This is a genomic window from Flavobacterium sp. ALD4, assembly GCF_002836475.1.
In the GTDB taxonomy this organism is placed as follows: domain Bacteria; phylum Bacteroidota; class Bacteroidia; order Flavobacteriales; family Flavobacteriaceae; genus Flavobacterium.
Map to the genome: position 1 here is coordinate 383,381 of NZ_PJBJ01000023.1, position 14,096 is coordinate 397,476.

Genomic DNA, 14,096 nt, shown 5'->3' on the forward strand with positions numbered 1-14,096 from the left:
TCTTTTAATCGAATATCAATTGTTCTTTCTTGACAATTAACCTCTTCATTACCTTCATTAAATTTGCCTCTTTTGTTTTCTGACAAACCCAATTCATTTTAGAATCAATGCGAAGCAACCGCCAATAAAATGGCTACGTAATGACATATAGCAGCTGCGAGCACAAAAAAATGCCAGACAGCATGGCTGTAACGGTATTTCTTCCAAAAGTAAAAAACAACACCCATTAGGTAAAGTGCGGCTCCAATTAGAATCATTGTGAGGATATTGGAAGGAATACTTTCGAAGAAAGTACGTCCGCCAGCAACCATAATCAAACCCATTGCTATGTAAATTATCGTAGAAAAAATCTGCCATTTTCCTATAAAAAAAATCTTATAAATGATTCCCAATGCCGTAAGACCCCACAAAACCGATAGCAACGTTATACCAAAAGAACCAGGCATATACATGAGTAAAAACGGAGTGTAAGTACCCGCTATCAAAAAATAAATACTGATGTGATCAAGAATTTCAAGTGTGCGTTTTGCCTGAGCATGCTGAATTCCGTGGTAGAGTGTAGAAAAAGTAAAAAGTTGTAAAAAACAAAAACCATATATAGCGGCACCAATAATACTAGGAGTGTTATCACTTTTAATGGCAAATGTAATTAGAATAGGAATACTTACAATACCGAAAATAATTCCAAAACCATGTACGATGCTGTTTACAAGTTCTTGCCTGATTTGTATATTTGAATCCTGATTTTGCATAAAATTGATTTGACAAGGCTTATTGTTTTACCCTTTTTGTAAAATTACTTAAATCTAATCCTAACTTAGTTCTATTGGCTATCTAATTTACCGTTTTCTTACTATCTATTCTACTTCCAAGAGATCTCTTCTAATGCTCCCGGATGAATCCTTTCGTGTAGTTCTCGTAAACACTAATTTTCTATATTTACTTAATAACCCTGTTTTTTTTTTTAAGTAATGAGTAGTAATTATGAAGATAGAAACCGATGAAAAAAACATGATTCTCAACAACCTTTTTTTACAAAAAGCAACAAAAATAAATTCAAGATAGTAATAGGTATAGTTCTATTAATGGGCTTCTTACTCCCTGGTCCCGCGCGAACCCTTTCGTTTAGTAATCATAAACCAACACGACCATAAAAATTATATAATAATCTTGATTAGTATTACGAGAGTCCGCTCCTACTCACTAATTACAAGCAAGTTATTATCGTCTCTTATTACTTTAAAAAACCATGCGCTTACCTTAAAATTATTGTTCTACCCTTCGGGATAAACTGGAATTGACAATTTTCCTTCAAGACATACAACAGGCACAAACAATAACCTTTGAGCTGTATCAAGCTAGTAATAAAAATGTAGTAAACATGCTAACAACAACTACCTTTGTTTCATGAGAAAACAAATTGCTATTATAGGTGGCGGACCATCAGCTTTTTTATTGGCTGCTTTTTTAGATCCCGAAAAATTTACTATTACCATCTATGAAAAAAACAAAACAGCTGGTCGTAAATTTTTAGTTGCCGGTAAGGGTGGTTTCAACTTAACTCATTCAGAACCGATTGAACAGCTTATTAAACGGTACACACCAGATGATTTTTTAGACAAAGCGCTACTGACCTTCACCAATACTGATTTTAGAAATTGGCTCGACCAAATTGGGGTTCCAACATACATAGGAAGCAGTAATAGAGTATATCCAAAAGAAGGGATTAAACCTATTGAGGTACTGCATGCCATTCTCAAATCTCTCAAAGAAAAAGGAATTATTTTTAAATATGAACATACTTTTTCTGATTGGGGCAATACTAATAACCCGATTATCAATAACAAAACAATACAAACAGATTATACCGTCTTTTCTTTAGGCGGAGGCAGTTGGAAAGTTACTGGATCTGATGGAAACTGGCTTGATACTTTTTCTAAAAAAGGAATCAAAACAAAAGCATTTCAAGCATCAAACTGCGGTTATCAAATTGACTGGAAAACTGATTTTATTCAAAAGCACGAAGGAACTCCTTTAAAAAACATTGCTATTTCTTGCAATAACGTTACTCAAAAAGGAGAAGCAATTATTACTAAGTTTGGATTAGAAGGAAATTCTATTTACGGACTGAGCCCACAGATTAGAGAGCAGTTGGATACAAATTTAAAAGCAATCGTTAGTATTGATTTTAAACCTTCACTAACATTAGAAGATGTGCATTCTAAAATAAAATTATCTAAATATAGAAATACTACTGATATCTTAAAAAAAGAAATCAAACTAAGTACATCTCAAATCGATCTATTAAAAATATACCTGTCTAAAGAGTCTTATTTGAATACAGAATTAGTAACGAGACAAATCAAAAATTTTCCTTTAGAAATAATAAATAAGGTATCTATTGATGAAGCAATTTCTACCGTTGGAGGAATTGATTTAAATGCGGTTTCTAAAAATTTTGAACTTACAACAATGTCCAATCAATTTTGTATTGGCGAAATGTTAGATTGGGACACTCCAACTGGTGGTTATCTATTGCAAGCTTGCGCAAGTACTGGTGTATTTTTAGCTAATTATTTAAATAAAAATAATTAAAAACGAGCTTATCAAGTTTAAATTTAGTTTTGAGTTTGAGTTTTTCAGCTTCATTTAAATCCGAAATTTATTTTACTTCTCTAAAAATGCAGAATTGATAACTAGTATAGATAAATCGATTACTGCTAAAATTGTTCCAAGTAATACTTACAATCAATTAATAGAAAGTAGTCATTCAATAACTAAATCACATAAAAGAGAAAATAAAAAGGGCATAATAATATGCATAAAATAGAACTACTAAGCTTAAGCTTCAAAGTTTTTTTCTTGTGTACTATGTACTATAAATTTCTAATTTGCCTTTTAAAACTCATACGTTAAAAATATAAAAATTCAGCTTTGTGTCAATACGAAAAAACAGTATCTTGTTGCACCATACGTTCATAAAAAATGCCGTTATATCTATACCTACTTGACATGACTAACATAAAGCTTTGTAACATTGAATCAAGATGACAAACACTAACACAAAATGAAAATTACAAAAGACAGTTTCTTTATTTCCTTTCTCATATTTACTATTTTAATTTTGATCGTGGTATTCTCGCTAAAGAATATTTATGATTTAAATAATAATTCTAATAAGGTTATTCATACCTACGAGGTGCAGATGGATTTGGCTAACAATCTTTCATTGTTAAAAGATATTGAAACTGGTGCAAGGGGTTTTGCCTTGACAGGGAATAAAGCTTACATAGAACCTAATGCTCTGGCAAAGCCAAAAATTAAGAAAAACATTTTGCATTTACAGAACTTGATTAAAGATAACCCGATTCAAGAAATAAAATTGGATTCGCTTAAACATCTTATTAACTTGAAAATTGCATCAAGTCTCGAAATTATTACTGTGAGGGAGCAGGTTGGTTTAAATGCAGCAATTGAAATCATTTCTACGCAGAAAGGCAAACGAATAATGGACGAGATTCGAAAACTCTCCTATAACATGGATAAATTAGAAGAAAAATCATTACGTGATAAAAATAAAATTGCCGTTGACAGTTATTTCCTTGCTCAACTTTATGTTGTTTTAGGAGGTATTATCTCCATATTAATTGCAACCTTCTTAATGATTATTAATAACAAATCTTTAAAACTGAAAAAACACCTTCTAAAATCGGAAGAAGTATTAACCGTTGCATTGTCTTCCAAACAACAATTTTTAGCCAACATGAGCCATGAAATTCGCACACCAATGAACGCAATTCTTGGATTTACTAAGATTCTATTGAAAACAGATTTAGCACCAAAGCAAAAAGAATATTTGGATGCTATAAAAACCAGTAGCGATGGATTAATCATACTCATTAATGATATACTAGATTTAGCAAAAGTAGATGCAGGGAAAATGACATTTGAAGAAATACCTTTCAAAATGGAATCGTCGATATCAAGTATGATTCAGGTGTTTAATGTAAAAATTAAGGAAAAGAATTTAGAGCTAGTTAAAGAATATGATCACAAAATTCCAGAAGTGTTACTAGGCGATAAAGTACGTTTGCACCAAATCCTTTTAAACCTTTTGGGTAATGCTGTAAAGTTTACAACAAAAGGAAAAATTACCGTAGCTGTTCGTTTGTTGACTGAAGATAAAGATGAAGTACGCATTGAGTTTGCAATCTCCGACACAGGAATAGGAATATCAGAAGATAAATTAGAATACATTTTTGAAAACTTTCAACAGGCAACAAGTTCGTCTTCAAGAATATTTGGAGGAACAGGATTAGGACTTGGCATCAGTAAACAATTGGTGGAACAACAAGGAGGAACTATTTCGGTAAAAAGTAAAGTTGATGAAGGGGCAACGTTTAGTTTCACTTTAAGCTTTAAAAAAACCAATGCAGAAATTAAACACGAGACTATAGAGTTAGAATTAGATGAGGAAATCAAGGTCATAAAAGTATTATTGGTTGAAGATATTAAACTCAATCAATTATTGATGAAAATAATTTTGGAAGATTTCAACTTCGAATATGACATTGCTGACAATGGAAAAATTGCCGTTGAGAAACTACAAACAGAATCTTACGATATTATTTTGATGGACTTGCAGATGCCAGAAATGAACGGGTTTGAAGCCACAGAATATATTCGCAACACGATGAATTTAAAAATTCCAATCATCGCTTTAACAGCAGATGTAACAACCGTTGATGTAGAAAAATGCAAAGCAATAGGAATGAATGACTATATTTCAAAACCACTTGACGAGAGAGTTTTATATACTAAAATCATTGAATTAGTAGAAGTCTGAACATATGACAAAGGTTTAGGCAGCCAGAAAGGTAGTACATAATTAAACTTTGGCAAATATGCGAGTCAAGTGCTGTTTTAGAGCTTTGCGCATCTAAGCAACAGTTGTTATAAGCTAATAGTTGTATTCTAAATCGTCAATACCCAAGCCTTAATATATTTTACCAAGCACTATGAATACCATGAAAGAAATCGACAAAATAGCTTTTATTGAAATCCAAAAAGGGAAAATATTAAGTACCAAGTCTAAAGGAAAAACTAAATATTACATTCCTGGCGGAAAACGTGAAAGCGGAGAGAGTGATGAACAAACGCTAATAAGAGAAATAGCAGAAGAATTAAGCGTTACTATAATCCCAAATACGGCTGAATATATTGGAACATTTTCAGCGCAATCTGACGGAGAAAAAGAAGGAATAAATGTGATTATGACATGTTACAAAGCAAAATATTCTGGGAATTTAAAAGCTAATAGTGAAATTGAGGAAATAAAATGGTTGAATTACAAGGACCTTGCTATTATCTCTGAAGTTGATAAAAAAATCTTCTCCTTTCTTAATGAAAAAGGAGAGCTGAAATAAAAAATGTATTATAAAAACTGTTTCCGAATTTTGTAGTCAATACGAGCATTAATTTTCATACCTAAGGTTTTTTCTTACCGGAAAAAGATTAGTTTTCATCATCGACAACATGTAACCGTGAATAATAATTGAATACAAAAAATGGAGTACGATTATATTATCATAGGAAGTGGTTTTGGTGGTTCGGTTAGTGACTTATGATTATCGAAAAAAGGCTACAAAGTTTTGGTGATTGAAAAAGGAAAATGGTTCAAAGCTCAAGATTTCCCGGAGACCAACTGGAATTTCAGCAAATGGCTTTAGATGCAAAGTTTCCGTTTCTTTGGGATCATGAAATTAACCATCTTAAAGCATGTCGCAGTTCTTTCTAGAACTGCTGTAGGTGGCGGCTCTTTGGTATATGCCAATACATTGCTGATTCCCAAACCCACATTTTTCAATACCAGTGGTTGGAGTAAACTCATCGACTGGAAAAATGAACTAGCTCCTTATTATCATGAAGCACTAAGAATTTTTGGTGCAGCTAAGAACCCCAAATTGTTTGACGGAGATATTGGGCTTAAAAAAGTAGCTCATAAATTGGGTATGAAGGATAAATTTGATTCCACCAACGTCGCTATCTATTTTGGAGAAGAGAATGTTACAAAAGAGAATCCGTATTTTGAAGGTATAGGGCCGGAAAGAACAGGTTGCAACTTTTGCGGTGCATGTATGACTAAATGTAGAAATAATTCTAAAAACACGTTGGACAAAAAATATTTACACTTGGCACAAAAATATGGAGCAGTAATACTATCCGAACATGAGGTTTATGATGTCAGACCAATAAACACAGAAAATGGTTTTAATGGTTATGAAGTTTCAATAAAAACTACTAAAAATTATTTACTGAAAAAGTAACATTAGAAGCAAAGGCGTGATTTTTTCTGGTGGTGTATTAGGAACTATTAAATTGCTGCTCCCGTTAAAAAAACAGCTCCTTACCTAGTATTTCAGATAGATTAGGGCAAGACATAAGAACCAATAATGAAACTCTAGAAAGTGTTTCTAGTCTTGAAAAAGACAAAAACTTTTCGAAAAGAGTAGCTATCGGAAGTATTTTAGATACCGATGAGAATAGTCACCTAGAAATACGTAGGTATTTTGAGGGCTCCAATGCATGGAAGCTGATACATTTACCCTGTGCTATTGGCTACGAGAATCCTTATATTATCAATCGCTCTATGATTTCAGAAAATCCAAAAGTTAATCCATCATTATCAATAACTGCCAGTGCGGAGCGAGCTATGGATCAAATTCCTTTTAAAAACACTTAAATTCTTACTGAAAATAACCGTTATAAATAAATGATGAATTGAATACCAATCATCTATTTGATAAAGTCCAATAGCATTGTATTATTTTTATATTATGCCGGAAAATCGGCACAGGTTAATGGTATTATCCCAGAGCGCTTTGCACTAAAATATTAATTCGTTTGGTGTAAATATAAATCTATAAACTATTTCAAGATGCGTCGCACTAATTAGCACAGCCATTAAAACTTTTATACATTATTTTATCAAATACTGCGGGAATTTTTAAATAATCTTATCACTTTGTCAAGCTAAAAATAAAAATATGTTAAACATTCTAGCAACAGCTATCTTTGTTCTATGAAAATGATTAACTTAGATTTACAAGTTTAATTACGACTTGCATAACTCAAATCAAACGACTAAACGTTGTAATTAATTAAAACTAAGTTGTTATGAAATACTTAATTTATATGATACTTCTATTTTCTTCAATGAACCCAAAAATAATTTTCGACTTTAACAAAAATTCAGACGTTCAAGACTGGATCGTTGTAGATGATGCTGTGATGGGGGGCGAATCATCAAGCACTTTTATATTAAATGATGATGGTTTTGGTGTTTTCGAAGGCAGTATATCACTGGAGAATAATGGAGGATTTTCTTCTGTGCGTTATCGATTCCAAAAAATACAGGTAAAGGAATACACGTCTATTATTATCAAACTTCAAGGGGATGGTAAAGAATATCAATTTAGGATTAAATCCAATTCAGGAGATTATTATTCCTACATAGCCCCGTTTTCTACCTCAGGAGAATGGCAAGAAATAGAAATTCCACTAAAAGAAATGTATCCCTCGTTCAGAGGAAGAAAACTTAACCAACCTAATTTTTCAAAAGATTCTATTGAAGAAATTACCTTTTTGATAGGAAACAAAAAAAAGGAGAAATTTAAACTCTTGATCGATAAAATAGAATTAAAATAATACATCGCAACGCTACGATTAAAAACTATTTACTACCCTAGATAAAGTCATTAAACCGGACGTTTATTCAACAAGCCACACATTGCTATGCCTACATAAAAGCGTGGTCAAAAACAGTTTATTAAGCCACTTCAATACCAAACGAATTTATGTTATACAGCAAAGCGTTGCTCTATAATCTAGTCGTAATACGATAATAGTGCCATTCGAGTGGACTATATCGCTTATACAATTAATATAAGACTAAAACATCCAAAATAGGGATGATATTCTTTGTTGCGTTTAATTTAGAAAAAAAAAATCTCTTCTATATTACATTTTGATTATGATCACACCGGAATAAATATCGTTCTCGAGAAACTAATAAACTAGTTGGAATAACATACACTACTTGGATTAATAGTATAGGATCAGGATTTAAATCTAAAATGATGGAATAAACACGTTTAGAGGCTCCATCGATAAAAAGTTAATCACTTATCTTTAATTACTTGGCATGTTTTAATAAAAAAACACTCTTAACTAACATTATAATAAAATAAGAGACCAATGAAAAAAAATTAATTATTGAAGGAAGTTGGACGTGAGCAAAAACATGCGGGTCTTTTAAGATTAGCCAACTAGAGCATTTCTGCTGCTGGAAGTAGTACTACAGGTCTTGAAAAATCGAGATAATTATGATATCTGGCTCTTATAAATCATGGATAAATTCCAAAAAATAAAGAAAAATAAAAGAAGGCTCCTGCTCGATGCAACTGAAAAAGCTAAAGACTAAAAAACAGTACTATTCCTATTATGGAAAATCTTCTCAATGCCTAGCTAAGTGAAGAACTTAAGTCAGCTAATCGGTATTTCCTCCAGAAACAAAAAAGACGGCTAACTGATATATAAATAACAATAAAATATAATTGATATGAAAGCACTACAAATAATGAAATATGGCGAAATCAAAGAAAGTCTATCTATCAATGAGATCGAAAAACCTACGTTAAAACCGAAAGATATTTTAGTTGAAGTTAAAGCAGCTTCGTTAAATCCAATTGATTATAAATTGGTGGAAGGTAAATTGAAAGACATGATATCTTTAGATTTACCGATTACAATAGGTTTTGACGTAAGTGGTGTGGTGATAGAGAAAAGTGCAGATGTAACTAATTTCGCAATAGGAGATGAAATATATTGCAGAGTGCCTCAAGAACAAATGGGAACAGTAGTAGAATTTGTAGCGGTCAATAGTGAACTAGTTGCTAAAAAGCCTAAAAACATCTCATTTCAAGAAGCAGCTGCATTACCGTTAGTAGGGCTCACTGCAATACAAGCGTTGGAGAGTGTAGGCATTAAAGAAAATGATAGAGTTCTTATTCATGCAGGGTCTGGTGGTGTAGGTAGCTTTGCAATTCAATATGCCAAAGTAAAAGGGGCTATTGTATATACGACTACTAGCAACAAAAATGTAGATTGGGTCAAAGCTTTAGGTGCTGACCGAGTAATCGACTATACGACTGAAGATTATAAAGAGATTGCCCAAAATTTAGATATTGTTTTTGACACTTTGGGAGGCGACTACACCTTTGATGCTTTTGAAGCGATTAAAAAAGGTGGAAAAGTAACTACCATAGCAGGGCCTCCTGACGAAGAGACAGCGAAACACATGGGCATGAACGATTATAAATTGTCTGAAAAATTATTAAAACTGATTGAAAATAAAGCGGCTAGCTATAAATTAACCTGGATGCAACCTGATGCTGAGCAATTAAATAAAATTAGCAAAATGGTTGAAGATGGGGATATTAAGCCTATAATAGATCTGATTTATTCGATCGAAGATGCAATCGATGCCTACATATATCTCGCTAAAGGTAGAGCTAAAGGAAAAGTAATTATAAGTCTAGTATAACTTTTTATATTTCGAACTAGCTACTTGAGGATTATTTAAGAACCAATGGCTTTGACTATAGCACTATTGGAACTGCATTACTATCTGATATAACGATAACAGTAAAAATATTAGATTACTAGATTAAATTAATTAATGCAACTTTCAAGAAAAGGGATAAGACAATGAAAAGTACGATTACGTTATCAGAATTATAACGAAAAAGCTATCCATCAAACCAGAATCTATCAAACTATTAAATAGAAACAAATAACACTTTAAATATTTCAATAATTAAAGCAATGTACACAGCAGAAGCAAAAGCAACAGATGGTTGAAATGGCCACGTAAAAAGTGGCAACGACGTATTAAATCTAGAAGTAAGATCCCCTAAAACCTTGGGAGGTGCAAATGATGATTATACTAATCCAGAAATGCTTTTTGCATCAGGATGTGCAGCTTGTTTCGATAATGCCTTAAACTTAGTCATTAAAAAAAGTAAAGTTAACACAGGAGAGACAAGTGTAAATGCAAAAATTAGCATAGGACAGATCGAAAGCGGTCGTTTTGGTTTAGGGGCAGAATTGTGGTTAATATTCCCGACGTTACGTCAGAACTTGCCCAAGACTTAACAGAACAAGCACATCAAGTATGTTCCTACTCCAACGCTATACGTGGAAGCATTGAAGTAAAATTATCCGTAGCCAATAATTAAAGAAAACAAAAGTATAAATATTAAAAAGTAACGCTGACAGATGGGAACAAGAATCAAAGACATCCATATAGATCTATAGTAGTTTTCGTGCTCTATTAATCGAGAAGAAATTAATTAATAAAATGTCAAATTTAATTCAAAATATTAATTCAACATTTAAATTGATTACAATTTTACTTCGGGTACTTTTATTCAAAGAAGAAAAATAGATTTAGCTCTTTTCAAATAATTGCTATTCCTAGTCCCAGTACGTAGTTACCTAAAAAGTAATGGCGCTAGTAAATCATTCAAGGGTTTTAGCGTAGTGGCAATAGAATAATCGAAAATAAACTTGCGTTACGTTGCATAACTAGCGGTTCAAGAGTAAATCCAAGTTAGAGAAATAAGACTATTGGAATAATAGAATCAAAAGTTTGTGCTCCATACAAATTTAAAATACTTATGTACCGTTTCTGGCGCAATGTCTAGAAAACTTGTAAATTGTATCTGTCCTGATCAACATAATGGGAATTCAATTTTGAGAAAAAAGTTTTTCCCTACTAACATGCTTATTTATATCTCTAAATAGGCTTTGTAACTTATCAGCCATTTAATTCGTGAAGTTGATTCAGCGAAATTTCTAGATGATAAAAGATAACAATGTATATTCTTTATCAAAAAGATCTTATCTATTTATAAAAATTGAATCCTAAAAAAATAGAATAAAAAATACTTACACAATAAAAAGCCCCAAATTAATGAGGCTTTATTTTTTTATTGCAAAACACAAATTACTTAGGCATAACTACAGTGTTTATAACGTGGATTACACCATTACTACCCATAACATCTGTCGCAGTAATTTCACTATAATTATCATTTGAGTCTTTCAACCAAATTTTATCATCTTTCTGCATAACAGTTAAAACTTGACCATTTAATGCCTTAAGTTCTACAATACCATTACCCTTTTTTAAAGCAGCTACAACGTCAGTTGCAGTTAACTTTCCAGATACTACGTGGTAAGTTAGAATATTGGATAATGCTTTCTGATTTTTTTCTTCTAGTAGAGAGTTTAATGTTTTAGAATCTATTTTAGCAAAAGCAGCATTCGTTGGAGCGAAAACAGTAAATGGTCCTTCTGCTTGTAAAGCACCAACTAAACCGGCAGCTTTTAATGCTGTTACTAAAGTGGAGAAATCTTCATTTCCAACGGCAACATCTACTATTGTGCCTTGCGCAATAGTATTTTGAGAAAAGGCTACAGACAGCGTGATTGTTAAAATAAGAAGTAATTTTTTCATAAGTTTTATTTTTATATGATTAAAAAACGAATATACACTAAATATTTCGTTTTGTCTAACTTTAAGCATTTTTAATTAAACAAAATTAATGAATATGATTACTAATTGTTATAAACTGAAAAAGCAATACTAGATCATTTGTACAACATATTGGAGAAAGTAAAAATATTAAAAAGACAAAAACCAACCTAATGCAGCTATATAAAATGTCCTTGATTACCTAGTTAAGAATCTCTAGAAGATCAACAAGAGGAAGTGAGCTATTATTTTATCCATTCTTACTCATTAAACAAGGTGTATATAATTTAAACCTCCTGTAAACTAGCTTAATTTATAAGTTTTGCTTCCATAATCTAGGTTGATATAAATGAGAAATATGCCCATATTCAGTTGATAATCGAATTGACAATGTTGTACAGAATAGAGTTCTATGGCTATCGTATTATTTACCGTATGTATATTTAATTTCACAGTCCTAAGTTATCTAATTCTTCAAAATCTAGATGAGGTTTCAAAATGACTGATTAAAAGCAAGAGAGAAAAAGAGTATCAGTAATAAGTATTAGTAGTAAAATAATAAGGCACTCAAGTTATAGAAGTCAACACTATTAAAAAAAAATTAGATTGCATTCACAATCATATTATAGTAAAAGGAATTATAAATCTAGATTAAAAGCAGCACTATTGTTCTGCTAAATAATGCATTTTACAATTAATGATATAACTATCGACTTACGTAAAGATCGAGAATCTTTTAAATATAATTTTAATATATCAATCTTAGAAACTTTTTTAGTGGTTTCTAAGATCAACATCCCATTATGGCCAACAAGAGTCCATAAAATCAGACTTTATATAGCTCTAATTAGAATTGGAAAACTATTTAAAAAAAACTTTGTACTATCGCTGTTATAGCAAAACATATTTTATCCAAAAATTTTCATGTAGACAACCCCATTACCATTAGTAACCCGCAGAATAATTCTTCTAACAGCATATTTATCAAATCGAATAGAAGAAAACACCAATTGCTGATTGAAAAAGAACCTATAATTATTGCTTGTAAACAACACCTTCTTTCATAACAAATATTACATTGGTTACGGTGTTGATATCCTCGGTTGGGTCACCATTAGTTGCAACAATATCTGCTAAATAGCCCGGTTCTAAAGCACCTATTTGCGTATCCATTTCTAATATTTTGGCGTTGACTATTGTGGCTGCTTGGATGGCTTTCATCACTGGCATGCCTGCTTCTTTCATATAGATAAATTCCTTGGCATTATCACCATGAGGAAATACCGCAGCATCTGTTCCAAAACCAATAGGCACACCTTTTTTGTAGGCTTTAGCAAAAGTCGCTTTGATTTTCGGCCCTATGGCTAATGCTTTAGGTACTACTATGGCAGGATAATAATTGGTAATAAGTGCTTTCTCTGCCACATAACTTCCTGCTGAAAGTGTCGGGATATAGTAGGCATTGTACTTTATCATTAAGTCCATAGTGGCGTCGCTCATCTCTGTTCCGTGCTCTATGGTTTTTACGCCACCTCTGATGGCGCGTTGCATACCTTCATCTCCATGGGCATGAGCTGCTACTTGCATTCCATAGTCTTTAGCAGTGCTCACGATGGCTTCTACTTCCTCTTGGGTGAACTGTGGATTGCTCCCACTTTTGGCTACTGACAATACACCTCCTGTAGCGGTTATTTTAATCCAGTCGGCTCCGTTTTTATAACGTTGTCGCACGGCTTCTCGAGCATCGTCTAAGCTGTTGACTACTCCTTCTTTTGGTCCTGGATTTCCCATTAAGTCTTTACGATATCCATTTGTTGGGTCAGCATGCCCTCCTGTAGAAGCTAATGCTTTTTCGGCAGTTAATATTCTTGGTCCTACTACTTTTCCTTGGTTAATGGCGTTTCTAAGCGAAACGTTTATACCTGAGCCACCAAGGTCGCGAACAGTGGTGAATCCTGCCATAAGAGTACTTTTGGCAAACCCAATTGAGTTGAATGCTATATCGGCATCGTTTAGGGTAAATTCATCTATATATTTTGTTGGGCTGGTTTCTTCTTCAAGGTGAACATGCATGTCTATCCAACCAGGCATCACTGTTTTAGTTTTTAAGTCAATGATTTTATCTTCTGGATTTGTGGGATTTGTAAAACCATCTTGGATCGCTTGGATCGTTTTGTTGGAAACTATAATAGTTTTATTAATAAGCACTTTTCCCGTTTTGGTATCTATAATTTTACCACATTGGATATAGCTGTCTTGGGCAAATGAAATAGTGGTACAAAACACAAGAAACAAAAGTAATAGGTTTTTCATAATAGTTTAATTTACGTTTAAAGATATGAAAAACATTACATTAACTGCCGATTTTTATTTTGTTGACTTTAAATAAAAATAATTTGATCTATCTGATTATTTTATTTTTTCTTCACAAAAACGGAGTGTAGAAAATAACGGCGGTGTTTTGAAGCATCTTTAATAATTGAACCATTTTATAGTC

10 protein-coding genes are annotated in these 14,096 nt (G+C 32.4%); 7 read left to right on the plus strand and 3 right to left on the minus strand.

The annotated features are described in order from the left end of the window. Positions 1-104: 104 nt before the first annotated feature. Positions 105-752 (minus strand): hemolysin III family protein, encoded by a 648-nt coding sequence (locus CXF59_RS04110; protein WP_101136429.1) that lies wholly within the window; start codon positions 750-752, stop codon positions 105-107. A gap of 655 nt (positions 753-1,407) precedes the next feature. On the opposite strand from CXF59_RS04110, the gene CXF59_RS04120 reads away from it, so the two are divergent. The 7 genes from CXF59_RS04120 (at position 1,408) to CXF59_RS15665 (ending at position 10,215) form a co-directional block, all read left to right on the plus strand. Next, entirely contained in the window at positions 1,408-2,595 is a 1,188-nt protein-coding gene (locus tag CXF59_RS04120) for an NAD(P)-dependent oxidoreductase (RefSeq protein ID WP_101136430.1), read from the plus strand. A 472-nt stretch (positions 2,596-3,067) separates the two neighbouring features. Next, positions 3,068-4,846, plus strand: coding sequence for a CHASE3 domain-containing protein (locus tag CXF59_RS04125; protein ID WP_101136431.1), 1,779 nt, complete (start codon positions 3,068-3,070; stop codon positions 4,844-4,846). A gap of 181 nt (positions 4,847-5,027) precedes the next feature. Next, positions 5,028-5,426, plus strand: a complete 399-nt coding sequence (locus tag CXF59_RS04130) for an NUDIX domain-containing protein (RefSeq protein ID WP_101136432.1) — start codon at positions 5,028-5,030, stop codon at positions 5,424-5,426. Between the two features lie 303 nt (positions 5,427-5,729). Next, positions 5,730-6,326 (plus strand): GMC family oxidoreductase N-terminal domain-containing protein, encoded by a 597-nt coding sequence (locus CXF59_RS15215; protein ID WP_232758640.1) that lies wholly within the window; start codon positions 5,730-5,732, stop codon positions 6,324-6,326. A gap of 850 nt (positions 6,327-7,176) precedes the next feature. After that, entirely contained in the window at positions 7,177-7,707 is a 531-nt protein-coding gene (locus tag CXF59_RS04140) for a CIA30 family protein (RefSeq protein ID WP_232758642.1), read from the plus strand. A 913-nt stretch (positions 7,708-8,620) separates the two neighbouring features. Next, on the plus strand, positions 8,621-9,604 hold the full coding sequence (locus CXF59_RS04145) for an NADP-dependent oxidoreductase (protein WP_101136434.1): 984 nt from the start codon (positions 8,621-8,623) through the stop codon (positions 9,602-9,604). Between the two features lie 377 nt (positions 9,605-9,981). Beyond that, entirely contained in the window at positions 9,982-10,215 is a 234-nt protein-coding gene (locus CXF59_RS15665) for a hypothetical protein (RefSeq protein ID WP_369828530.1), read from the plus strand. A gap of 853 nt (positions 10,216-11,068) precedes the next feature. Here the strand turns inward: CXF59_RS15665 and CXF59_RS04155 are convergent. Further along, positions 11,069-11,581: a fasciclin domain-containing protein gene (locus CXF59_RS04155; protein WP_101136435.1), complete on the minus strand. Its 513-nt coding sequence runs from the start codon at positions 11,579-11,581 to the stop codon at positions 11,069-11,071. Between the two features lie 1,053 nt (positions 11,582-12,634). Next, positions 12,635-13,912 carry an amidohydrolase family protein gene (locus CXF59_RS04160; protein ID WP_101136436.1) on the minus strand — a complete coding sequence of 426 codons (1,278 nt, stop codon included), beginning with the start codon at positions 13,910-13,912 and terminating at the stop codon, positions 12,635-12,637. Positions 13,913-14,096 lie beyond the last annotated feature (184 nt).

Excerpts from the sequence above, each read along its gene's own strand:
- CXF59_RS04130 (WP_101136432.1), top strand. The coding sequence starts at position 5,028 with ATGAAAGAAATCGACAAAATAGCTTTTATTGAAATCCAAAAAGGGAAA.
- CXF59_RS04155 (WP_101136435.1), bottom strand. The coding sequence starts at position 11,581 with ATGAAAAAATTACTTCTTATTTTAACAATCACGCTGTCTGTAGCCTTT.
- CXF59_RS15215 (WP_232758640.1), top strand. The coding sequence starts at position 5,730 with ATGCAAAGTTTCCGTTTCTTTGGGATCATGAAATTAACCATCTTAAAG.
- CXF59_RS04140 (WP_232758642.1), top strand. The coding sequence starts at position 7,177 with ATGAAATACTTAATTTATATGATACTTCTATTTTCTTCAATGAACCCA.
- CXF59_RS04125 (WP_101136431.1), top strand. The coding sequence starts at position 3,068 with ATGAAAATTACAAAAGACAGTTTCTTTATTTCCTTTCTCATATTTACT.
- CXF59_RS04120 (WP_101136430.1), top strand. The coding sequence starts at position 1,408 with ATGAGAAAACAAATTGCTATTATAGGTGGCGGACCATCAGCTTTTTTA.
- CXF59_RS04110 (WP_101136429.1), bottom strand. The coding sequence starts at position 752 with ATGCAAAATCAGGATTCAAATATACAAATCAGGCAAGAACTTGTAAAC.
- CXF59_RS04145 (WP_101136434.1), top strand. The coding sequence starts at position 8,621 with ATGAAAGCACTACAAATAATGAAATATGGCGAAATCAAAGAAAGTCTA.
- CXF59_RS04160 (WP_101136436.1), bottom strand. The coding sequence starts at position 13,912 with ATGAAAAACCTATTACTTTTGTTTCTTGTGTTTTGTACCACTATTTCA.